The organism is Streptomyces sp. NBC_00820, assembly GCF_036347055.1.
GTDB lineage: Bacteria > Actinomycetota > Actinomycetes > Streptomycetales > Streptomycetaceae > Streptomyces.
The window spans coordinates 6,855,535-6,876,462 of the sequence record NZ_CP108882.1 but is presented as its reverse complement, the minus strand read 5'-3'; the positions used below and the strand labels follow the sequence as shown (position 1 = coordinate 6,876,462).

Sequence of the window (20,928 nt, the reverse complement as noted above, 5' to 3'; positions counted from 1 at the left end):
GAACCGGCGCGGGCCGCGGGGGTCATCAGGCGCGCCTCCTGACGGTCCGCCGGGACACGTGCCGGGTGTCGAGGCCGGACAGGCCGCGCACGGCGACGTAGGCCTTCTCGCGTCCGGGCAGCGAGACGCGGCCGCGCAGCACGGCCTCCGGGTCGCGCTCGATGCGGTCCAGGAGCCGTCGGTAGATGCCGGCCATGGCGGCCACGCACGCGCCGCTGCGCCGGTCGAGCATGGGCAGCAGGCGGTAGCCCTCGGCGAACAGGGCGCGGGCCCGTCGCACCTCGAAGTGGACGAGGCCCGCGAAGTCGGAGCCCTCCGGCGGGGTCGGTCCGGCGAACCCGGCCGAGCAGCCGAACTTGGCGAGGTCGTCGGCGGGCAGGTAGGTACGGCCGCCCTCGGCGTCCTCGCGGACGTCTCTGAGGATGTTGGTCAGCTGCAGCGCGAGTCCGAGGGTGTCGGCGTACTCGGAGGCGCGCTCGGCACCGCGGGCGCCCGGTTCCGTACCGAACACGCCGAGCGAGAGGCGGCCGATGGCACCGGCCACGCAGCGGCAGTAGACCTTGAGGTCGTCCCAGGTCTCGTAGGTCTCGCCGCGCACGTCGGCCTGGACGCCGTCGATCAGCTCGTCGAGGCCGCCGAGCGGGATCGGGAAGGCGCGGGCGGCGTGGGTGAGGGCGACGGCCACCGGGTCGGTGTCGTCCTCGGCGACTTCGCCGCCGCGAACGCGGGTGAGCAGCGCCCGGGTGTCCTCCAGGCGTGCCACCTTGATCTCGCCCGGCAGAGCGCCGTCGCCGATGTCGTCGACGCGCCGGGAGAAGGCGTACAGCGCCGACATGGCGCGGCGCTTGGGCGCCGGCAGCAGACGGATGCCGTACGCGAAGTTGCGGGCCTGCTGTCCGGTGACGGTCTCGCAGTAGCTGTAGGCGGCGAGTACCGGTGCGGACACGTGCGGTGGAGACTCCACGGCCTGGATCACCCCTCTCCTCGCAGGGCCACGCCCACCTCACGCAGCAACTGGACCTTGCCGGGTCTGGGCGGGCCGGGAAGTACGTCGAACTCGGCGGCGGTGATCGCCCGGATCGCCGCCCTTCCCCCGGCCACGAACCCCGCCAGCAGCAGCCTCAGCCTGCCGTGGACGCTACCCACCAGGGGGGAGCCTTCATTCAGCAGATCGCGGGCGCGTTGTGCTTCGAACGCGACCAGCGCGCGCAACGACGCGCCCGCGGTTTTCGCGGCGAGGTCCGTTTCCTGGACGTGGAAGTGCTTCATGTCCTCGGTGGGCAGGTAGATCCGGTCGCGGCCGAGGTCCTCGGCGACGTCCTGGAGGTGTTCGACGATCTGCAGCGCTGTGCAGATCGCGTCGGACAGGCGGATCCGTTCGGGCGTCGCGGTGCCGGTGACGGCGAGGACGAGGCGGCCGACGGGGTTGGCGGACAGTTCGCAGTAGGCAACGAGGTCGTCGTACGTCTCGTACCGCGTGACGAGCTGGTCCTGGCGGTTGGCGGCGATCAGCCCGAGGAACGGTTCGGGGGTGAGCGCGCGGCGGCGGACGGTGGGCTGGAGGCGGCGCAGCAGGGGGTGGTGCGGGGTGCCGTCGAAGACGCGGCGCAGGTCGGCCTCGAAGGCGTCGAGGAGGACCAGGCGGTCCTCGGCCTCGGCGGCCGCGACCCCGAGGGCGCGGGCGTCGGCGCCGCCGGGGGCCAGGTCGCCGTCGCCGATGTCGTCCACCAGGCGGGCGAAGCCGTAGACGGCCATGAGGTCGTCGCGCCAGTCGCGGGGCAGGAAGAAGGGGGCCACGGGGAAGTTCTCACTCGCGGCCTTGTCCAGCGTGGCGCTCTCCAGTTCCGGCGCCGTGTCGGTTCCCGTCACCGCGCGCTGCCCGGGGCGGGGACGGCACCTGCTGCGCTGAGCTGGGGAGTTTCCGTAGCCATTGCCGTCACATCTCCCGTTCTACACTGCCGACCCAATACACACTATTTCGGACACGCCGCCCGGCTGTCCGGGGGCTGCCCGGCAGTGGGTGTCGCGCATTATCGCCCCACTTGCCGCATTCCGGGACCGGTACAGCTTACGTTGTACAACGCGCCTTGGTCCGTCGGGGTGTCCCGCGCATCACAACAACACACCGATTGGCGCCAAGATTCCTACGGGCGCCCGGAGTTGACGCTTCCTTTGCAGACGCGGGGCCCCGCCGGAGGGTTCCGGCGGGGCCCGTGTCGGCAGGGGGTCACTTGCCCGTGAACTTCTCGTACTCCTTGAGGACCTCTTCGGTGGGTCCGTCCATGCGCAGCTCGCCGCGTTCCAGCCACAGGACACGGTTGCAGGTGTCGCGGATGGACTTGTTGTTGTGGCTGACCAGGAAGACCGTTCCGGCCTCCTTGCGCAGCTCCCGGATGCGCTCCTCGGAGCGCTTCTGGAACTTGCGGTCACCGGTGGCCAGCGCCTCGTCGATCATGAGGACGTCGTGGTCCTTCGCCGCGGCGATGGAGAAGCGCAGGCGGGCCGCCATGCCGGAGGAGTAGGTGCGCATCGGCAGGGTGATGAAGTCACCCTTCTCGTTGATCCCGGAGAACTCGACGATGTCCTCGTAGCGCTCCTTGACCTGCTCGCGGGACATGCCCATGGCGAGACCGCCGAGGATGACGTTGCGCTCACCGGTGAGGTCGTTCATCAGGGCCGCGTTCACGCCCAGCAGGGAGGGCTGGCCGTCGGTGTAGACCTTGCCCTTCTCCGCGGGCAGCAGCCCGGCGATGGCACGCAGCAGGGTCGACTTGCCGGAGCCGTTGGAGCCGATCAGGCCGATGGCCTCGCCCCGGTAGGCGGTGAAGGAGACGCCCCGCACGGCGTGCACCTTGCGCACGCCCCGCGCCGTGTCGTCGGAGCCTCGCTTGAGGATGCGGCTGAGGGCCGCGGTCGCGCTGCCCTTGCCGGTCCTCGCGCCGTTGACGCGGTAGACGATGTGCAGCCCGTCGGCGATGACGGTCGGGCGGTGGTCCTCGGCGCTCTGCGCGTTCTGCTCAGCCACGGCCGTACCTCTCCTCCGCCTTCCAGAAGTACACGAAGCCGCCGCAGAAGACCGCCACGGCCCAGAACAGGGCTATGGCCCACACGTGGGGAGGCAGGTCCGAGGCGCTGTACCCGTCGATCAGCGCGAAGCGCATCAGGTCCATGAAGATCGCCGCGGGGTTCAGCTGGAGCAGCCTGACCGCCAGCTCGGAGCGGCCCTCCATCATCTTGCTGATGGAGAACATGACACCCGAGGTGTACATCCAGGTCCGCAGGACGAACGGCATCAGCTGGGCGAGGTCCGGCGTCTTGGCGCCCATGCGGGCCACGATCAGCGCGAGTCCGGTGTTGAACAGGAACTGCAGCACCAGGATCGGCACGATCAGCAGCCAGGACGCGCTCGGGTAGCTGCCGAAGCCGACCGCCACGACGAACATCACGATCATCGAGAACAGCAGCTGCTGGAGCTGCTGCAGCGAGAACGAGACGGGCAGCGCGGCGCGCGGGAAGTGCAGGGCGCGGACCAGACCGAGGTTGCCGGAGATCGCGCGGACGCCCGACATGACCGAGCTCTGGGTGAAGGTGAAGACGAACACGCCGGTGACCAGGAACGGGATGTACACGTCCTGGGACATGCCCCGGCTCGCGTGCAGGATGACGCCGAAAATGAAGTAGTACACGCCGGCGTTCAGCAGCGGGGTCGCCACCTGCCACAGCTGGCCGAGTTTGGCCTGGCTGTACTGCGCGGTCAGCTTCGCCTGGGAGAAGGCGAGGATGAAGTGGCGCCGTCCCCACAGCTGACGGATGTACTCGCCGAGCGAGGGCCGGGCGCCGCTCACGGCGAGCCCGTAACGGGCGGCGAGCTGGGCCGCCGTCAGTCCCTCGTCGGGCGACGGAGCCGCGCTCACCGCGACGGTGCCGTCATGCGTTGTCTCACTCACGGGGTCTCGCTCATTCGGTCTCACTCATGTGGTCTCCCTCGAGGGGCTCACTCACGGGTGGAAGCTCTCGTCATCGAGTGCGTCGGGTTCGTCGGTTCGTCTTCCGGCCGCGCCGCCGTTCGCCTTGCGTTCGTCGTGCGCGTACCCGGCGGTCCGCGAGGGAACACCGGGGACGCGCACGGTCCCGCACGGTCGAGCTTGTCAGATCACCGGGGGGCGGCCCAGCCGGGTGAGCCGCCAGACCGTACGCCAGCGCATCGCGCGCCGCGGTCCGCACGGGGTGGTCCAGCCCTCCTTGAAGCCGCCGAACCAGGCCTTCAGGGCCGGCCCCGAGGGGCGGCGCAGCAGGGTGAGCAGCAGCCAGACCCCGAGGTAGACGGGGACCAGCGGGAGGGGGAGGTTGCGGCGGGCCAGCCAGACGCGGTTGCGGGCGACCATGCGGTGGTACACCGCGTGCCGCGAGGGTGCGGTCGTCGGGTGGTACAGCACCATGTCGGACCGGTAGTCGATCATCCAGCCGGCGTCGAGCGCCCGCCAGGCCAGGTCGGTCTCCTCGTGGGCGTAGAAGAACTCGCCCGGCAGGCCGCCGACCTCGACGAGGACCTTGGTGCGGACGGCGTTGGCGCCGCCGAGGAAGGTGGTGACCCGGGAGGAGCGCATCGGGTCGGAGGCGCGCAGCCGGGGCACGTGCCGGCGCTGGGTCTCGCCGGTCTCGGGGTCGGCGATGCGGAAGCTGACGATGCCGAGCGCCGGGTCCGCCGCGAAGGCCTCCCGGCACAGCTCGGCGGTGTCGTGGCGGGCGAGCAGGCCGTCGTCGTCGAGGAAGAGCAGGACGTCGACGTCGCGGCCGCCGGGCCCGAAGGCCTCGATGCCGACGTTGCGGCCGCCGGGGATGCCCAGGTTCTCGGGCAGCTCGATGGTCCGTACGTTCTCCGGGACGTCCGGGACGGGCGAGCCGTTGCCGACGACGACCACCTCGACGGTGTCGCCCTCCTGCTTGGCCACGGAGTCGATGAGCGCCCGCAGCTCCTCGGGCCGGTTGCCCATGGTGATGATGACCGCGCCGACCTTCATGCCGTTCACCTCAGCCTGCTGGACGCGAGGATGGACACCAGGTGCAGCAGGGTCTGCAGCAGGGCGATGCCGGCGAGCACGGCGGTGCCGAGCCGGGTGAAGAACAGGTCGCCGCGGACCTGGTCCACGATCGCGAGGAGCAGGATCAGCAGCGCGGCCTCTATGCCGAGGATCAGCCGGTGGAACTTCAGCGCCGAGGCGGCGCGGCGGGCGAGCGCCATGCCGGAGGAGCGGGGCTCGGCCGCGGCCTCCTTGACCGGCTCCCTGCCGGTCTGGTGGCGGGCGACGCCGACCAGGTCGGTCTCGGCCTTGATCAGGATGGCGCCGAGGGCGGCAAGGGTGCCGAGGAAGGCCCACAGCCAGTCGATCCGGCCGCTGCCGAACAGGTCGGCGGCGCGCAGGCCGAGTCCGACCAGGACGGCGGCGTCGGTGAGGTACGCGCCGACGCGGTCCAGGTAGACGCCGCTGAGCGAGTACTGCTTGCGCCAGCGGGCGATCTCGCCGTCGACGCAGTCCAGCAGCAGGTACAGCTGGGTGGCGACGATACCGAGCACGGCGCCCGGGATCCCCGGCACCAGAAGGGCCGGGGCCGCGAGCACTCCGCAGACGGTCATCAGATACGTGAGCTGGTTGGGCGTGACCCTGGTGTTCACCAGGTAGCGGTCGACGCGCAGGGACACCTCTCGCATGTAGAGGCGCCCTCCCCAGTGCTCACCGCTGCGCCGGTCCTTCACCCCCGCGGGGTGGACGACCGGACGGAGTTCAGCTACCGATGGCCTTGACATAGTCGGCGTAGATGTCCTTGATCTGGTTCGTCTTGAGGTCGAGGTGTTCGAGGATCGTGTAGCGGCCGGGCCTGGTCTCCGGAGCGAACTCCACGACGCGGACGAACTCGTCCACCGTGAAGCCGATGTCCTCCGGCAGCACCGGGAGCCCGTGCCGGCGCAGCACTCCCGCCATGTGCGCCGACTCCTCGTGCGCTCCGCGCAGGTACATCGCGAAGGCGGCACCGAGCCCGCACTGCTCGCCGTGGCTGGCGGCGCGCTTGGGGAAGAGCAGGTCGAAGGCGTGGTTGATCTCGTGGCAGGCGCCGGAGGACGGCCGGGAGTCCCCCGAGACCGACATGGCGATGCCGCTGAGCACCAGCGCCTCGGCCAGCACCTGGAGGAAGTCGTTCTCCCCGATGCCGCCGGGGTGGCGCAGCACCGCCTCGCCGGCCTGGCGGGCCATGGCGGCGGCGAGTCCGTCGATCTTCTCGCCGTTGACCCGGTTGGCCAGCTCCCAGTCCGCGATGGCGGAGATGTTGGACACGGCGTCGCCGATGCCGGAGCGCACGAAGCGCGCCGGGGCGTCCCGGATGACGTCGAGGTCGATGACGACGGCGATCGGGTTCGGCACACCGTAGGAGCCGCGCCCGGCGTCGTTGTCGAGGGTGGCGACGGGCGAGCACAGGCCGTCGTGCGCGAGGTTCGTCGGTACGGCGACCAGGGGCAGGCCGACCCGGGCCGAGGCGAACTTGGCGCAGTCGATGATCTTGCCGCCGCCGAGGCCGACGACCGCGTCGAAGTGGCCGGCCCTTATGTCGCCGGCCAGCCGGACCGCGTCGTCCAGGGTGCCGCCGCCGACCTCGTACCAGGTGGCACCCGGCAGTGTCGGGGCGATGCGCTCGCGCAGCTTCGCGCCGGAGCCGTTGCTGACGGCGACGGCGAGCCGGCCCGAGTGCGAGATGCGCTGGTCGGCGAGGACGGAGGCCAGGTCGTCGAGGGCACCCGGGCGGATGTCGACGACGACCGGCGAGGGAATCAGCCGGGTCAGTACTGGCACGCGATCTCCCGTCCACGGGCGAGATCGTCGTGGTTGTCGATCTCGACCCAACGGACGTCGCCGATGGGCGCGACGTCGATCCTGAAGCCTCGGTTCACCAGTTCCTGGTAACCGTGCTCGTAGAACTGCTGCGGGTCGGTCTCCCAGACGGTCTTCAGCGCGTCGACGAGCTCGGGGGCCGCGTCGCCCTCGATGAGGGTGACGCCGATGTACTCGCCCGTGGCCTCGGCCGGGTCCATCAGCTTGGTGATCTTCCGGACGCCCTTGGCGGGGTCCACGACGACCTTCATCTCCTCGTCCGCGAGGGACTTCACCGCGTCGAGGGCGAGGATGATCCGCTTGCCGTCGCCGCGGGCGGCGAGCAGCGTCCTCTCGACGGAGACCGGGTGGACGGTGTCGCCGTTGGCGAGGATCACGCCGTCCTTGAGGGCGTCACGGCCGCACCACAGGGAGTAGGCGTTGTTCCACTCCTCGGCCTTGTCGTTGTCGATGAGGGTGAGCTTCAGGCCGTACTTCTGCTCCAGGGCCGCCTTGCGCTCGTACACGGCTTCCTTGCGGTAGCCGACGATGATCGCGACCTCGGTGAGGCCGATCTCGGCGAAGTTGGCGAGGGTGAGGTCGAGAACCGTGGGTTCGCCCTCTATGCCCGCGGGCCCCACCGGCACCAGCGCCTTGGGAAGGCTGTCGGTGTAGGGGCGCAGGCGCCGTCCGGCGCCGGCCGCCAGCACGAGGCCGATCATGCGGGTTCTCCTTCGTCGTGTACGGCTGGGGCTCCTGCGGAGACCCAGAAGCGGATGCTCTCGACGAGCACCAGCAGGGTCACGTACACGGCGAGAACCGTGAGCGCGACCGTGAACTGCGAGGCGGTGAGCAGGGCGGCCAGGACGGTGACGAGCAGAGTCCGCCCCTCCTGTCCCCCTGTGACGCGCACCAGCCAGGCCGGGGGCGCTCCGGCGTTGCCGCGGATGCGGTACACCGTGTCGTAGTGATGGTAGGCGACGGCGGCCACCAGGCCGAAAGCCGCAGGAAGGGCCCCGTTCACGCCCGCTTTGCTCGCGAGGACGAGGACGGTGCCGTACTCGGCGGCCCGGAACAGGGGCGGGACCAGCCAGTCGAGGGCGCCCTTGAGGGGGCGGCGCAGCGCCAGACCGGACGTGAGGGTGTAGACGACGGCACCCGCGACGGGCGCCCAGGTCTCCCCGGAGTGGCCCGCGAAGAGGGACACCGCGAGGATCGCCGTGCCGGCGAGCGCCACCAGGAGCGGGGAGCCGAGGGGGGCGGGCAGCACGCGCGCCGCGATCCCGGCGAGCGGGCCGTTGTCGGCGAGCTCCGCGAGTGCCCGCGCCGCCCGGTCGGTCCGCTTCGCCTTGCGGGTCAGCGAGCGCAGCACGCGCCCGGCCGTGGTGTACGTCGCCGCGAGGGCGCAGCCGACGAGGAGGACGTAGAAGGTGATGCGGGGGGTGGTGACCGCGGTGAGGACGGCGATCATGGCCCAGCGCTCACCGATGGGGAGGACGATCATCCGGCGCACCCAGACCGTCCAGCCGACGCTGTCGAGCTTGTCGGAGAGGGCCGCGGTGGGGCTGGTGTTGGCGGTGGCGTCGTGGTTGGCCTCGTTGAAGGAGAAGTCCACGACGTGCCGGCAGGTCTGCAGGATCATCGCGCCGAGCGCGAGGGCCCACACGTCGTCTCCGCCGCGGGCCGCGCCGAGGGCGAGACCGGCGTAGTAGGCGTACTCCTTGGCCCGGTCGAAGGTGGCGTCGAGCCAGGCGCCGAGCGTGGAGTACTTCAGGGCGTAGCGGGCGAGCTGGCCGTCGGTGCAGTCCAGGACGAAGGACGCGATCAGCAGCACGCCGGCCGCGACGAACCCGGCCCGCGTGCCCGTCGCCGCACAGCCCGCCGCTATGAGCGCGGTGAGCAGCGAGGCGGTGGTGACCTGGTTGGGGGTCAGGCCCCGGCGCGCGCACCAGCGGGCGATGTAGCGCGAGTAGGGGCTGATGAAGTACGTGGTGAAGAAGCCGTCGCGGGACTTCACGGCCGACTTCAGGCGTACGGCCTCGTCGTCCACGGCGGCGACGGCCTGCCGTGCCTCGTTGCGGGCCTGCGGGTCGGCGGGGACGGCGGCGACCAGACTGCCCAGCTCGGGGCGGTGGACACCGGCGTCCTCGGCGTCGAGGGCGGTGCCGACGCGGTCGGCGAGGCCGTCGGCGACGGCTTCCGGCTCCGCCGGGTCCGCGTTCTCGGCGGAGCGGTCGTCGGCGGAGGTCTCGCGGGCCAGTGCCCGGGTCAGCGCCTGCCGGGCGGCCGGCTGGGCGGTGACGGCGCCGGGGACGGCGGCCAGCGGGAAGCGCGGGTCGGTCAGGCCGAGGCGCAGCGCGTGCGGGTGGCCGACGAAGCGCGCGTCGACCAGGGCGACGCGGTCACCGGTGGGGGCGGCCGCGAGCAGGGTCTCCGCCTCGACGGCATCGGCGGCCGTACGCACGTCGAAGCCGAGGGACCGCAGATCGTGCTCGAGAGACGATCCGGGGACCGGCTGACCGGTCACGATGGCGGTCGACAACCGAACTCACTCCCTGGGTGCCGGCACGTCGGCGCCGGTCTTCTGCGTGGTGGGCGCCGCGGCCTGCGACTCCCGGGCGGCATGTCGGCAGAGGCTATCCGATGGGCCGGGGCCGACGTTCACCGGCCGTTCACGGACCGGCCCACAGGGGGCTGCCCCGGCCTTTGCCGCGATCATCATCAGGGATTCGGGGCCCGCCCCACAAACCGCGCCCACAGACCCGGGCATCCCCCGTCATCACGGACATCGTGGTCACGGGCGCGGGAGGACCCGGCACGGGTCGGCATAGGGTGGGCGACCATGACGTGGCTGATCACCGGCGGAGCCGGATACATCGGAGCGCATGTGGCACGGGCCATGACAGAGGCCGGCGAGCGCGTCGTGGTGCTGGACGACCTGTCGGCCGCCGTGCCCGAGCGGCTCCCGGCGGGCGTGCCGCTGGTCGAGGGCTCGACGCTGGACGGGGACCTGCTCAGGCGGGTCTTCGCCGAGTACGGCGTCACGGGCGTCGTCCATCTCGCGGCGCGCAAGCAGGTCGCCGAGTCGGTGGCCGAGCCCACGCGCTACTACCGGGAGAACGTCGGCGGCCTGGCCGTGCTGCTGGAGGCGATGACCGCCGCCGGCGTGCGGCGGCTGCTGTTCTCGTCGTCGGCGGCCGTCTACGGCAACCCGGATGTGGAGCTGATCACGGAGGACACCCCGTGCGCGCCGGTGAACCCGTACGGCGAGACCAAGCTGGCCGGGGAGTGGCTGGTGCGGGCGGCGGGAAAGGCGCACGGGATCTCCACCGTATGTCTGCGCTATTTCAACGTGGCGGGCGCCGCGGCGCCCGAACTCGCCGACACCGGGGTCTTCAACATCGTCCCGATGGTCTTCGACCGGCTCACCCGCGACGAGGCGCCGCGGATCTTCGGAGCCGACTACCCGACGCCGGACGGCACCTGTGTCCGTGACTACATTCACGTGGCCGACCTGGCCGAGGCGCACCTCGCGGCCGCACGCCGGCTCGGCGAGGGCGGCCCGGCCGGAGACCTGACGCTGAACATCGGCCGGGGCGAGGGCGTCTCGGTGCGCGAGCTGATCACGGTCGTCGGGGAGGTCACCGGGGACCGGCGGCCGCCCGTCGTGGAGGGGCGCCGCCCGGGGGACGCGCCGCGCGCGGTCGCCTCGGCCGAGCGGGCCGCCACCGAGCTGGGCTGGCGGGCCCGGCGCGGAGTGCGCGAGATGGTCGAGTCGGCCTGGCAGGGCTGGCGGCTGCACCACGACCTCGCGAAGTAGGCCGCCATCGCCCTGACCAGCGGTTCGTTTACGCAGGTCAGGGCACATGACAACGGTGTTCAGTGCCGCGTTGCCCGATGACCCCCGCCAGTAGTTCACTGTGATCCAGGGCGCGACGCGGAAGGACGGTTTTCTCATGGGGGCAGGGCACGACCACGGCCACACACACGCGCCGCGCACCGGTACGGCCGCGGCCGCGTACCGCGGCCGGCTGCGGGTGGCGCTGTGCATCACGCTCACGATCATGGTGGTCGAGATCGCCGGCGGTCTGCTCGCGGACTCGCTGGCCCTGATCGCGGACGCCGCGCACATGGCGACCGACGCGGTGGGTCTCGGCATGGCGCTGCTCGCCATCCATTTCGCCAACCGGCCGCCGAGCACCAACCGCACCTTCGGCTACGCCCGCGCCGAGATCCTCGCCGCCCTGGCCAACTGCCTGCTGCTGCTCGGCGTCGGCGGATACGTGCTGTTCGAGGCGGTCGAGCGGTTCGTCACACCCGCGGACACGCGGGGCGGTCTGATGATGCTGTTCGGTGGGATCGGCCTGGTGGCGAACAGCGTGTCACTCGTCCTGCTGATGCGCGGGCAGAAGGAGAGCCTGAACGTGCGCGGCGCCTTCCTGGAGGTCGCCGCGGACGCGCTGGGCTCGTTGGCGGTGATCATCTCGGCGGCCGTGATCCTGACCACCGGCTGGCAGATCGCCGACCCGATCGCCTCGCTGACCATCGCCCTGATGATCGTCCCGAGGACGCTGAAGCTGCTGCGCGAGACGCTGGACGTGCTGCTGGAGGCGGCCCCGAAGGACGTCGACATGGCGGAGGTCCGGGCCCACATCCTGGGTCTGGACGGCGTCGAGGACGTGCACGATCTGCACGCCTGGACGATCACCTCCGGCATGCCCGTGGTGTCCGCGCACGTGGTGGTCAGCACGGACGTGCTGAACGCCATCGGCCACGAGAAGATGCTGCACGAGCTGCAGGGCTGCCTCGGCGGCCACTTCGACGTGGAACACTGCACCTTCCAGCTGGAGCCGAGCGGGCACGCGGCGCACGAGTCGCGGCTCTGCCACTGAGGGTCCCTGGGCGGAGTTGAGGGTCCCTGGGCGGAGTCGCGGGACATCGCACGCGGAGCCGGCGGCATGCTGAACGTGTGCACTTGTGTTCGACACGTCACCGAGGTTCCCGGAGTCGGGCCCCGGGCACGATCCCCTATCGAGTCCCCCCTTGCGGCGCCACCCCGTGCGCGGGACATGCGGACATGCGGACGTGCGGGGGAAGTGCCGGGAGTGCCGGATTCGTACGGCAGACTTGGGGTGCGAAGACCGAGGCTAAGGATGGGTATGCCGATCACACCTGCCACCGAGACGCACAGCTCGTCGAACGGCGCCACAGAGGCGATTTTGCTGGAACTGGTCGACGAGAGCGGCGTGACGATCGGCACCGCTGAGAAGCTCGCCGCCCACCAGCCGCCGGGACAGCTGCACCGGGCGTTCTCGGTGTTCCTCTTCGACGAGCAGGGCCGGCTGCTGCTCCAGCAGCGGGCGCTCGGCAAGTACCACTCCCCCGGTGTGTGGTCCAACACGTGCTGCGGCCACCCCTACCCCGGCGAGGCACCCTTCGCGGCGGCGGCCCGGCGGACGTACGAGGAGCTGGGCGTCTCGCCGTCGCTCATGGCCCAGGCGGGCACGGTCCGCTACAACCACCCGGACCCGGCCTCGGGCTTGGTCGAGCAGGAGTACAACCACCTGTTCGTCGGCCTGGTGCAGGCCTCGCTCGCCCCGGACCCCGAGGAGATCGGCGCGACCGCCTTCGTGACGGCCGCCGAGCTCGCGGAGCGGCACGCCCGGGAGCCGTTCTCCGCCTGGTTCATGACCGTGCTGGACGCGGCCCGGCCGGCGATCAGGGAACTGACGGGCCCCCACGCGGGCTGGTAGTCGGCCCCCGCGACCCGGGGTACCGGCCCGCGCGACCCGGGGTAGCCGCCCGCGCGGCCGGTCCCCTACAGCAGGGTCGCGGGCTTGAGCGGCAGGGCGGCCCAGATCACCTTGCCGCCGCTCGCGGTGTGCTCCACGTCGACCACCCCGCCCGCCTCCCGGGCCACCTCACGGACCAGCAGCAGGCCCCGTCCACCGGTCTGGCCGTGGTCGGCCTCCAGGGCGGTCGGGCGGTAGGGGTGGTTGTCCTCCACCGACACCCGCACCCACTCGGCCCCGACGGCCACCTCCACGGCGAGCATCGGCGACAGCAGCGCCGCGTGCCGGACCGCGTTCGTGACCAGCTCGGAGACGATCAGCAGCAGTCCGTGCACCACGTCGTCGCAGACCGGTACGCCCTGGCGCAGCAGCAGGTCCCGTACGGCGTGCCGCGCCTGCGGGACCGACGCGTCCACGGCGGCCGCGGTGAACCGCCAGACTCCCTCGTACGGCAGTGGGCCGGGCGGCTGCCGCGCGCCGCCCTCCGCTGGTCGCGGGACGCCCCCGTGCCCGTGGTCGTCCATCGTCCGGTCGCCACCCTCGCGCTCGATTGTCACCACACGTCGAGTGTTGGTAACGATCGGCATCACTCCGGATGACTGAACAGAAGTCAGCGAGTATCGAACGTTTCTGACCGCCTGCGTCTGATGTCGCCAGTTAAAGGACCGTTCCTGCCCTCCGGGCGCCGCTTCGCGAACTATTCGTGTTGTACGGGTTTGCCCGGGGTCTGCTCGTCGAGGAGGCCGGCCACGCGACGGCCGCCGTATCCGGTGGCGATCAGGCCGAGGCCGTCGAAGAGCAGGGAGAGCGAGAAGAACGCGCCGATGACGTACTGGCTGCTGCCCGGCCAGGAGATGAGGACGAGGATGCCCAGCAGCAGGTCGAACGCGCCGAGCAGCAGCGTCCAGCCGAACTGGGAACCGCGTACCACCAGGCTGCCGACGACCCGGAAGAGTCCGGCGGCGAGGAACAGCAGGGCGGCGAACATGGTGAGGGCGGCGGCCGCGGCGTGGGGCATGCGGATGACGACGACACCGGCGGCGATGTTCAGGGCGGCGACGATGACGCCGAGCCAGAAGAAACTGGTGCCCCGTGCCTGCACCGCGTGCAGCAGCCCCACCACTCCGCCGATCAGCAGCAGCCATCCGAAGAGGATCATCGAGGTCAGTGTGGCCACACCGGTGTAGACCAGCCCCACGAGTCCGGCGATCACGAGCACCACACCGAGCACCGCGAGCCAGCTGAACCCGCGATGCAGCTTCGCCGCCTTGCCCCGCGGCTTACCGGACCTGGCCATCGCCGCCTCCTCAGTCGCCCTCCATGCCTGCTACACCCTCTTTGTCCCCGCTGACCACGGCTCCGTAACGGCCGATACCGTCCGGCCGATAGCATCCGGCCTCATGGAGCCCCGTCTGTCGCACCAGGTCACCGACTCCGTCGCCACCGTCGTCATCGGCCACCCGGCCAAGCGCAACGCCATGACGGCCGCGATGTGGCGATCCCTGCCACCCCTGCTGGAAGGACTGGCCACCGACCCGGGCGTGCGGGCGCTGGTGCTGACCGGCGAGGGGGGCACCTTCTGCGCGGGCGCGGACATCTCCACGCTCCGGGGCTCGCCGGAGGAGGCCCAGCGGCTGGCGGTGGCCGCCGAGGAGGCCCTCGCCGCGTTCCCCAAGCCGACCGTCGCCGCGGTCCGGGGTCACTGTGTGGGCGGCGGGTCGCAGCTCGCGGCGGCCTGCGATCTGCGGCTGGCGGAGGAGGGCGCCCTGTTCGGGGTGACGCCCGCGAAGCTCGGCATCGTGTATCCCGCGTCCTCGACCCGGCGGCTGGTCTCGCTGGTGGGTCCTGCGGCCGCCAAGTACCTGCTGTTCTCCGGCGAGTTGATCGACACCGGGCGGGCGCTGCGTACGGGGCTGGTGGACGAGGTGCTGCCCGAGGGCGAACTCGGCAAGCGGGTTGCCGAGTTGACCCAGGTCCTGGTGTCCCGCTCTCAGCTCACCCAGGCCGCGGCGAAGGAGTTCGCGAACGGCCGCACCGACCGGGACGCCTACTGGGCGGAGCAGGCCCGTGGTAGCGGCGACACCGCGGAGGGGGTCGCCGCGTTCCTGGAGCGCAGGCGGCCGCGCTTCACCTGGAGCGTGCCTACCGCAGAATGAACCGGCTCCCGGAGCGCAGTTCCTCGACGAGGTGCGCGGGCGCCTTCTGCGGGGATCCGGCGTCGTAGGGCGGCTGCGGGTCGTACTCGGTCAGCAGCTGGACGGCCTGGGCGTGTTCGTCGCCGGCGAGCCGGCCGAGCAGGGTGAGGCCCATGTCGATGCCGGAGGAGACACCGGCGGCGGTGACGTACTTGCCGTCGAACACGACCCGCTCCCCCGTGGGTTCGGCGCCGAACTCCCGCAGCGTGTCGAGGGCCAGCCAGTGCGAGGTCGCGCGGCGGCCGTTCAGGAGCCCGGCCGCGGCGAGCAGCAGGGAGCCGGTGCACACCGAGGTCGTCCAGGTGCTGGTGGCGTCGGCCGCGCGCAGCCAGTCCAGGAGGACCTCGTTGTCCATCTGCGGGGTCTGGCCGGGGCCGCCCGGGACGACCACGATGTCGGGGGCCGGCACGTCGGCGAGGGTCCGGTCGGCGGTGAGCGCGAGGTTGCCGGTCTCGTTGCGGACGGGTCCCGTGCGCTCGGCGACGAAGACGGTCTCGGCGCCGGGGAGCCGGCCCAGCGTCTCGTAGGGGCCGACGGCGTCGAGGGCGGTGAAGCGGTCGTAGAGGACGATGGCGATCTGCATGGTGTTTCCCTTCGTCTGCGTGGCCTTCAGCGTGCGGAAGAGGTGGCGGAGGCGGGGCGGAAACGGCCGCGGTATGCCGCCGGAGAGGTGCCGAGCGCCTTGGTGAAGGCGCGGCGCATCGCCTCGGGGGTGCCGTAGCCGCTGGCGCGGGAGATCTCCTCGATGCCGCCGGAGCTGTCCTCCAGGAGCCTGCGGGCGTGTTCGAGACGGACGCGGTCGACGTAGCGGCCGGGCGTCATGCCGGTCTCCTCGCGGAAGGCGCGGGCGAAGTGACGCGGCGAGAGCCGGGCGCGGGCGGCGAGCGATTCGACGGCCAGGTCACCAGCGGGATGCTCGGTGATCCACTGCTGGACTTCCCTCAGGGGTTCGCGCCGCGCGGTCTGCGCGGCGAGCTGGGCACTGAACTGCGCCTGGTTGCCGGGCCGGCACAGGAAGACGACCAGGTGGCGGGCGATGGTGAGGGCGGCCTCGCGGCCCAGGTCCTCCTCGACGAGGGCGAGGGCGAGGTCGATGCCGGAGGTGACGCCGGCCGAGGTGAAGACCTCGCCGTCGCGGACGTAGATCGGCGCGGGGTCGACCTCGACGGCCGGGTGGGCGCGGGCGAGCGTGTCGCAGTACGCCCAGTGGGTCGTGGCCCGCCGGCCGTCCAGCAGGCCCGCCTCGGCCAGCAGGAGGGCCCCGGTGCACACCGAGACCAGCCGTTCGGCCCGGGGCGCGTGCGCGCGCAGCCAGTCCGTCAGGAGCGGGTCACGGCGGCGGGTGCCCTGCCCGCCGGGGACGAGCAGAGTGTGCGGTCCGGGCGCCCGCGCCAGCGCCGTGTCCGGTACGAGGGTGAGCCCGCTGGAGGTGCGCACAGGGGCGCCGTCCAGGGAGGCCGTGCAAATGCGGTACGACCCCGGGCGGATCTGCTCCGCACCCGCGAAGACCTCCACGGGTCCGGTGACGTCGAGGCTCTGCACGCCGTCGAAGAGGACGACGAGGACGGTTCGCTGCGTCATGCCACCGATTCTTCGCCCGCCCGGGGATGGCTGCAATGGCGCACTTCCCACCTTTCCTGCCATGCGGCCCGCGCCACCACCGCTCCGCGGCGGCCTTACAACCGCCCCGGGGCCGCCTCGGTGCCCTCTTGGTGCCGCTCCGGTGCCGCCTCGGTCCCGCTGCGGTGCCGCCTCGGTGGTGCGTGGCGGCCGACGCGCGACCCGGCGGCGCACGCGGGCGAGGCCCTTGGCCCTGGTTGCCGGTGTCACCTGCCACAATTGCCGCGCAACCTCAGTGGAGAAGGCGGTACGGGATCGTGACGACACCCGAGTCCATCGAAGTAGGGTCCATCGAAGGCAGGATCGCCGAGGAACTCGGCGTACGGGAGCGGCAGGTGAAGGCCGCGGTGGAGCTGCTCGACGGCGGCTCGACGGTTCCCTTCATCGCCCGCTACCGCAAGGAAGCGACCGAGATGCTCGACGACGCGCAGCTGCGCACGCTCGAGGAACGGCTGCGCTACCTGCGGGAACTGGAGGACCGTCGGGCCGCGATCCTGGAGTCGGTGCGCGAGCAGGGCAAGCTGACCGAGGAGCTTCAGGCGCGTATCCGCGGCGCCGAGACCAAGGCGCGGCTTGAGGACATCTACCTGCCGTACAAGCCGAAGCGGCGCACCAAGGCGCAGATCGCACGCGAGGCCGGTCTCGAACCGCTGGCCGAGGGGCTGCTGAGCGACCCGACGGTCGACCCGCAGGCCGCGGCGGCCGCGTTCGTGGACGCGGACAAGGGTGTCGCCGACGCGCAGGCCGCGCTGGAGGGCGCGCGGGCGATCCTGACCGAGCGGTTCTCGGAGGACGCCGACCTGATCGGCGAGCTGCGCGAGCGCATGTGGGTGCGCGGGCGGCTGGCCGCGAAGGTGCGCGAGGGCAAGGAGGAGGCGGGCGCCAAGTTCGCCGACTACTTCGACTTCGCCGAGCCGTTCACCGAGCTGCCCTCGCACCGGATCCTGGCGATGCTGCGCGGCGAGAAGGAGGAGGTGCTGGACCTCGTCCTGGAGCCGGAGGAGCAGACCGAGACCCCGTCGGGGCCGTCGTCGTACGAGGGCATCATCGCCGGGCGGTTCGGCATCGCCCCCCAGGGCCGGACCGGCGACAAGTGGCTGACGGACACGGTCCGCTGGGCCTGGCGCACCCGCGTCCTGGTGCACCTCGGCATCGACCTGCGCCTCAGGCTGCGCACGGCGGCCGAGGACGAGGCGGTGAACGTGTTCGCCACCAACCTGCGCGACCTGCTGCTGGCCGCGCCGGCCGGCACGCGCGCGACGCTGGGCCTGGACCCCGGCTTCCGTACGGGTGTGAAGGTCGCCGTGGTCGACGCCACCGGCAAGGCCGTCGCCACGGACGTGATCCACCCGCACGTCCCGGCCAACAGGTGGGACGAGGCGATCGCCAAGCTGGCGCGGCTGGCGAAGGAGCACGCGGTCGAGCTGGTCGCGATCGGCAACGGCACGGCGTCCCGCGAGACCGACAAGCTCGCCACCGAACTCATCGCCAAGCACCCGGAGTTGAACCTCACCAAGGTGATGGTCTCCGAGGCGGGCGCGTCGGTGTACTCGGCGTCGAGCTACGCCTCGCAGGAACTGCCCGACATGGACGTCTCGTTGCGCGGCGCGGTCTCCATCGCGCGCCGGCTCCAGGACCCGCTGGCCGAGCTGGTGAAGATCGACCCGAAGTCGATCGGTGTCGGCCAGTACCAGCACGACCTGGCCGAGGTGAAGCTGTCCCGCTCGCTGGACGCGGTGGTCGAGGACTGTGTGAACGGCGTCGGCGTGGACGTCAACACGGCTTCCGTACCGCTGCTTTCGCGGGTGTCCGGCATCTCCGCCTCGCTCGCGGAGAACATCGTGGCGCACCGTGACGCCAACGGCCCGTTCCTGTCGCGCCCGGCGCTGAAGAAGGTGGCCCGGCTGGGCCCGAAGGCGTACGAGCAGTGCGCGGGCTTCCTGCGGATCCGCGGGGGTGACGATCCGCTGGACTCGTCCAGCGTGCACCCGGAGGCGTATCCCGTCGTGCGGCGCATGGTGAAGGCGACCGGTGAGCAGGTCGCCTCCCTCGTCGGCAACACGGCCGCGCTGCGCTCGCTCAGGCCGGCCGACTTCGTGGACGACACCTTCGGCCTGCCGACCGTGACGGACATCCTGAAGGAGCTGGAGAAGCCGGGCCGCGACCCTCGTCCGGCGTTCAAGACGGCGACCTTCATGGAGGGTGTGGAGAAGATCTCCGACCTGTCCTCCGGGATGGTCCTGGAGGGCGTGGTCACCAATGTGGCGGCCTTCGGGGCGTTCGTGGACATCGGCGTCCACCAGGACGGGCTGGTGCACGTCTCGGCGATGTCCAAGACGTTCGTCAAGGACCCGCGGGATGTCGTGAAGTCCGGTGACATCGTCAAGGTGAAGGTCCTGGACGTGGACATTCCGCGCAAGCGGATCGCGCTGACGCTGCGGCTGGACGACGAGGCCGCGCCGCAGGGCCAGGGCCAGGGCGGCCGCCAGCAGCGCGGCGGCGGCTCCCGGCCGCCGCAGCAGCGGCAGGGTCAGGGCCAGCGACAGAGCGGTCAGGGCCAGGGCCAGCGGCAGGGCGGCCAGGGTGGCCAGGCCCAGCGGCAGGGGCGCGGCGGTGACCGGGGCGGTCGTCAGGCTCCGGCACCGGCCAACAGCGCGATGGCGGACGCGCTGCGCCGGGCGGGGCTGCTGAACCCGAAGGACGGCAAGCGCTGAGCCGGTGGGGCGGGGCGCGCGGCACATTCCGCACGCCCCCGCCCCGGCCAGGCCGCTTCGCGGAGACGTTCTAGCGCTCGGTCACCTTGCCGTCCGCCACCTCCAGGCGGCGGTTCACGTGGACCGCGTCCAGCATGCGGCGGTCGTGGGTGACCAGGAGGAGGGTGCCCTCGTAGGCGTCGAGGGCCGATTCCAGCTGTTCGATGGCGGGCAGGTCGAGGTGGTTCGTCGGCTCGTCGAGGACGAGGAGGTTGACCCCCCGGCCCTGGAGCAGTGCCAGGGCGGCGCGGGTGCGTTCGCCCGGGGAGAGGGTCGCGGCCGGGCGCAGGACGTGCTCGGACTTCAGGCCGAACTTGGCGAGCAGGGTGCGCACCTCGACGGGCTCGGTGTCGGGCACGGCAGCGCAGAAGGCGTCGAGCAGGGCCTCGGGGCCGTGGAACAGCTTGCGGGCCTGGTCGACCTCGCCGACCAGCACCCCCGAGCCGAGCGAGGCGTGCCCGGAGTCGAGCGGGACGCGGCCCAGCAGGGCACCGAGCAGGGTGGACTTGCCGGCGCCGTTGGCTCCGGTGACCGCGACCCGGTCCGCCCAGTCGATCTGGAGGGACACCGGCCCGAAGGCGAAGTCGCCGCGCCGGACCTCGGCGTCCCTGAGGGTCGCGACCACGGCACCCGAGCGCGGGCCGGCCGCGATCTCCATGCGCAGGTCCCACTCCTTGCGCGGCTCATCGACCACGTCCAGGCGCTCGATCATGCGCTGGGTCTGGCGGGCCTTGGCGGCCTGCTTCTCGCTGGCCTCGCTGCGGAACTTGCGGCCGATCTTGTCGTTGTCGTTGCCGGCCTTGCGCCGGGCGTTCTTCACGCCCTTGTCCATCCAGGACCGCTGCATCCGGCCGCGGTCCTCCAGGGCGCTCTTCTTCCCCTCGTACTCCTCGAAGTCCTCGCGGGCGTGCCGGCGGGCGGTCTCCCGCTCCTCCAGGTAGGCCGCGTAACCGCCGCCGTAGAGGTTGATCTGCCCCTGGGCCAGGTCGAGTTCGAGGACCTTGGTGACCGTGCGGGTCAGGAACTCGCGGTCGTGGCTGACGACCACCGTGCCGGCGCGCAGTCCGGCGACGAAGCGCTCCAGGCGCTCCAGGCCGTCGAGGTCCAGGTCGTTGGTGGGCTCGTCCAGGAGGAAGACGTCGTAGCGGGAGAGCAGGAGGGAGGCGAGGCCGGCGCGGGCCGCCTGACCGCCCGAGAGGGAGGTCATCGGCTGGTCCAGGTCCACGGCCAGGCCGAGGGAGTCGGCGACCTCCTCGGCGCGCTCCTCCAGGTCGGCGCCGCCCAGGTCCAGCCAGCGCTCCAGGCTGGTGGAGTAGGCGTCGTCGGCGCCGGGCGCGCCGTCGACCAGGGCCTGCGTGGCCTCGTCCATCACGCGCTGCGCCTCGGCGACGCCGGTGCGGCGGGCCAGGAACTCCCGGACGGTCTCGCCCGGCCTGCGCTCCGGCTCCTGCGGCAGATGGCCGACGGTCGCGGTCGGCGGGGAGAGCCGCAGTTCGCCCTCCTCGGGCGCGCTCAGCCCGGCCAGCAGGCGCAGCAGTGTGGACTTGCCCGCACCGTTGGCACCGACGAGACCGATCACGTCGCCGGGCGCGACGACGAGGTCGAGTCCGGAGAACAGGGAGCGGTCGCCGTGGCCGGCGGCGAGGTTCTTGGCGACGAGGGTGGCAGTCATCAGAAGGCCGATCCTAATGCTCCACGGGACCCG

At 71.8% G+C, this 20,928-nt stretch carries 19 protein-coding genes; 5 read left to right on the top strand and 14 right to left on the bottom strand.

Annotated elements, in window-relative coordinates; genetic code table 11:
* Positions 1–25: 25 nt before the first annotated feature.
* The 9 genes from hpnD to OIB37_RS30645 form a co-directional block, all read right to left on the bottom strand.
* Positions 26–976, bottom strand: a complete 951-nt coding sequence (gene hpnD, locus OIB37_RS30685) for a presqualene diphosphate synthase HpnD (RefSeq protein WP_330460863.1) — start codon at positions 974–976, stop codon at positions 26–28.
* Positions 973–1,869, bottom strand: coding sequence for a squalene synthase HpnC (gene hpnC, locus OIB37_RS30680; RefSeq protein ID WP_330460862.1), 897 nt, complete (start codon positions 1,867–1,869; stop codon positions 973–975). The genes hpnD and hpnC overlap by 4 nt, the downstream gene beginning before the upstream one ends.
* Before the next feature lie 358 nt (positions 1,870–2,227).
* The gene (locus tag OIB37_RS30675; protein ID WP_330460861.1) at positions 2,228–3,025 is read right to left on the bottom strand and encodes an ABC transporter ATP-binding protein; all 798 of its coding nucleotides are present in this window, start codon (positions 3,023–3,025) and stop codon (positions 2,228–2,230) included.
* Positions 3,018–3,947 carry an ABC transporter permease gene (locus tag OIB37_RS30670; RefSeq protein ID WP_330460860.1) on the bottom strand — a complete coding sequence of 310 codons (930 nt, stop codon included), beginning with the start codon at positions 3,945–3,947 and terminating at the stop codon, positions 3,018–3,020. The genes OIB37_RS30675 and OIB37_RS30670 overlap by 8 nt, the downstream gene beginning before the upstream one ends.
* 201 nt (positions 3,948–4,148) lie before the next feature.
* The gene (locus OIB37_RS30665; RefSeq protein ID WP_330460859.1) at positions 4,149–5,021 is read right to left on the bottom strand and encodes a glycosyltransferase family 2 protein; all 873 of its coding nucleotides are present in this window, start codon (positions 5,019–5,021) and stop codon (positions 4,149–4,151) included.
* A 5-nt stretch (positions 5,022–5,026) separates the two neighbouring features.
* On the bottom strand, positions 5,027–5,806 hold the full coding sequence (locus OIB37_RS30660; protein ID WP_330460858.1) for a CDP-alcohol phosphatidyltransferase family protein: 780 nt from the start codon (positions 5,804–5,806) through the stop codon (positions 5,027–5,029).
* Positions 5,784–6,845, bottom strand: a complete 1,062-nt coding sequence (locus OIB37_RS30655; protein ID WP_330460857.1) for an iron-containing alcohol dehydrogenase family protein — start codon at positions 6,843–6,845, stop codon at positions 5,784–5,786. Before OIB37_RS30655 ends, OIB37_RS30660 begins: the two co-directional genes overlap by 23 nt.
* A complete protein-coding gene (locus tag OIB37_RS30650; RefSeq protein WP_330460856.1) occupies positions 6,833–7,585 on the bottom strand; it encodes a phosphocholine cytidylyltransferase family protein in 753 nt (250 codons plus the stop codon). The genes OIB37_RS30655 and OIB37_RS30650 overlap by 13 nt, the downstream gene beginning before the upstream one ends.
* Positions 7,582–9,405, bottom strand: a complete 1,824-nt coding sequence (locus tag OIB37_RS30645; RefSeq protein ID WP_330460855.1) for a DUF5941 domain-containing protein — start codon at positions 9,403–9,405, stop codon at positions 7,582–7,584. The genes OIB37_RS30650 and OIB37_RS30645 overlap by 4 nt, the downstream gene beginning before the upstream one ends.
* Before the next feature lie 300 nt (positions 9,406–9,705).
* On the opposite strand from OIB37_RS30645, the gene galE reads away from it, so the two are divergent.
* From galE to idi, 3 genes are all read left to right on the top strand, one after another.
* Positions 9,706–10,683 carry a UDP-glucose 4-epimerase GalE gene (gene galE / locus OIB37_RS30640; RefSeq protein ID WP_330460854.1) on the top strand — a complete coding sequence of 326 codons (978 nt, stop codon included), beginning with the start codon at positions 9,706–9,708 and terminating at the stop codon, positions 10,681–10,683.
* Between the two features lie 136 nt (positions 10,684–10,819).
* Positions 10,820–11,755 (top strand): cation diffusion facilitator family transporter, encoded by a 936-nt coding sequence (locus OIB37_RS30635; RefSeq protein WP_330460853.1) that lies wholly within the window; start codon positions 10,820–10,822, stop codon positions 11,753–11,755.
* Between the two features lie 267 nt (positions 11,756–12,022).
* Positions 12,023–12,616 (top strand): isopentenyl-diphosphate Delta-isomerase, encoded by a 594-nt coding sequence (idi, locus tag OIB37_RS30630; protein ID WP_330460852.1) that lies wholly within the window; start codon positions 12,023–12,025, stop codon positions 12,614–12,616.
* A gap of 65 nt (positions 12,617–12,681) precedes the next feature.
* On the opposite strand, the gene OIB37_RS30625 is transcribed toward idi, so the two are convergent.
* Together OIB37_RS30625 and OIB37_RS30620 are read right to left on the bottom strand one after the other, a co-directional pair.
* Positions 12,682–13,179, bottom strand: a complete 498-nt coding sequence (locus tag OIB37_RS30625) for an ATP-binding protein (RefSeq protein WP_330462026.1) — start codon at positions 13,177–13,179, stop codon at positions 12,682–12,684.
* A gap of 173 nt (positions 13,180–13,352) precedes the next feature.
* A complete protein-coding gene (locus OIB37_RS30620) occupies positions 13,353–13,952 on the bottom strand; it encodes an HdeD family acid-resistance protein (RefSeq protein WP_330460851.1) in 600 nt (199 codons plus the stop codon).
* A 103-nt stretch (positions 13,953–14,055) separates the two neighbouring features.
* Between OIB37_RS30620 and OIB37_RS30615 the strand changes: the two genes are divergently transcribed.
* Positions 14,056–14,811, top strand: coding sequence for an enoyl-CoA hydratase/isomerase family protein (locus tag OIB37_RS30615; RefSeq protein WP_330460850.1), 756 nt, complete (start codon positions 14,056–14,058; stop codon positions 14,809–14,811).
* On the opposite strand, the gene OIB37_RS30610 is transcribed toward OIB37_RS30615, so the two are convergent.
* Both OIB37_RS30610 and OIB37_RS30605 read right to left on the bottom strand, forming a co-directional pair.
* The gene (locus OIB37_RS30610) at positions 14,798–15,433 is read right to left on the bottom strand and encodes a DJ-1/PfpI family protein (protein ID WP_330460849.1); all 636 of its coding nucleotides are present in this window, start codon (positions 15,431–15,433) and stop codon (positions 14,798–14,800) included. The genes OIB37_RS30615 and OIB37_RS30610 overlap by 14 nt on opposite strands.
* Before the next feature lie 26 nt (positions 15,434–15,459).
* Positions 15,460–16,431 carry a GlxA family transcriptional regulator gene (locus tag OIB37_RS30605; protein WP_330460848.1) on the bottom strand — a complete coding sequence of 324 codons (972 nt, stop codon included), beginning with the start codon at positions 16,429–16,431 and terminating at the stop codon, positions 15,460–15,462.
* A 296-nt stretch (positions 16,432–16,727) separates the two neighbouring features.
* Between OIB37_RS30605 and OIB37_RS30600 the strand changes: the two genes are divergently transcribed.
* Complete coding sequence (locus OIB37_RS30600) at positions 16,728–19,184, top strand: Tex family protein (protein WP_330460847.1); 2,457 nt, start codon at positions 16,728–16,730, stop codon at positions 19,182–19,184.
* 70 nt (positions 19,185–19,254) lie between these two features.
* Here the strand turns inward: OIB37_RS30600 and OIB37_RS30595 are convergent, their stop codons facing one another.
* Positions 19,255–20,895, bottom strand: a complete 1,641-nt coding sequence (locus tag OIB37_RS30595; protein WP_330460846.1) for an ABC-F family ATP-binding cassette domain-containing protein — start codon at positions 20,893–20,895, stop codon at positions 19,255–19,257.
* Positions 20,896–20,928 lie beyond the last annotated feature (33 nt).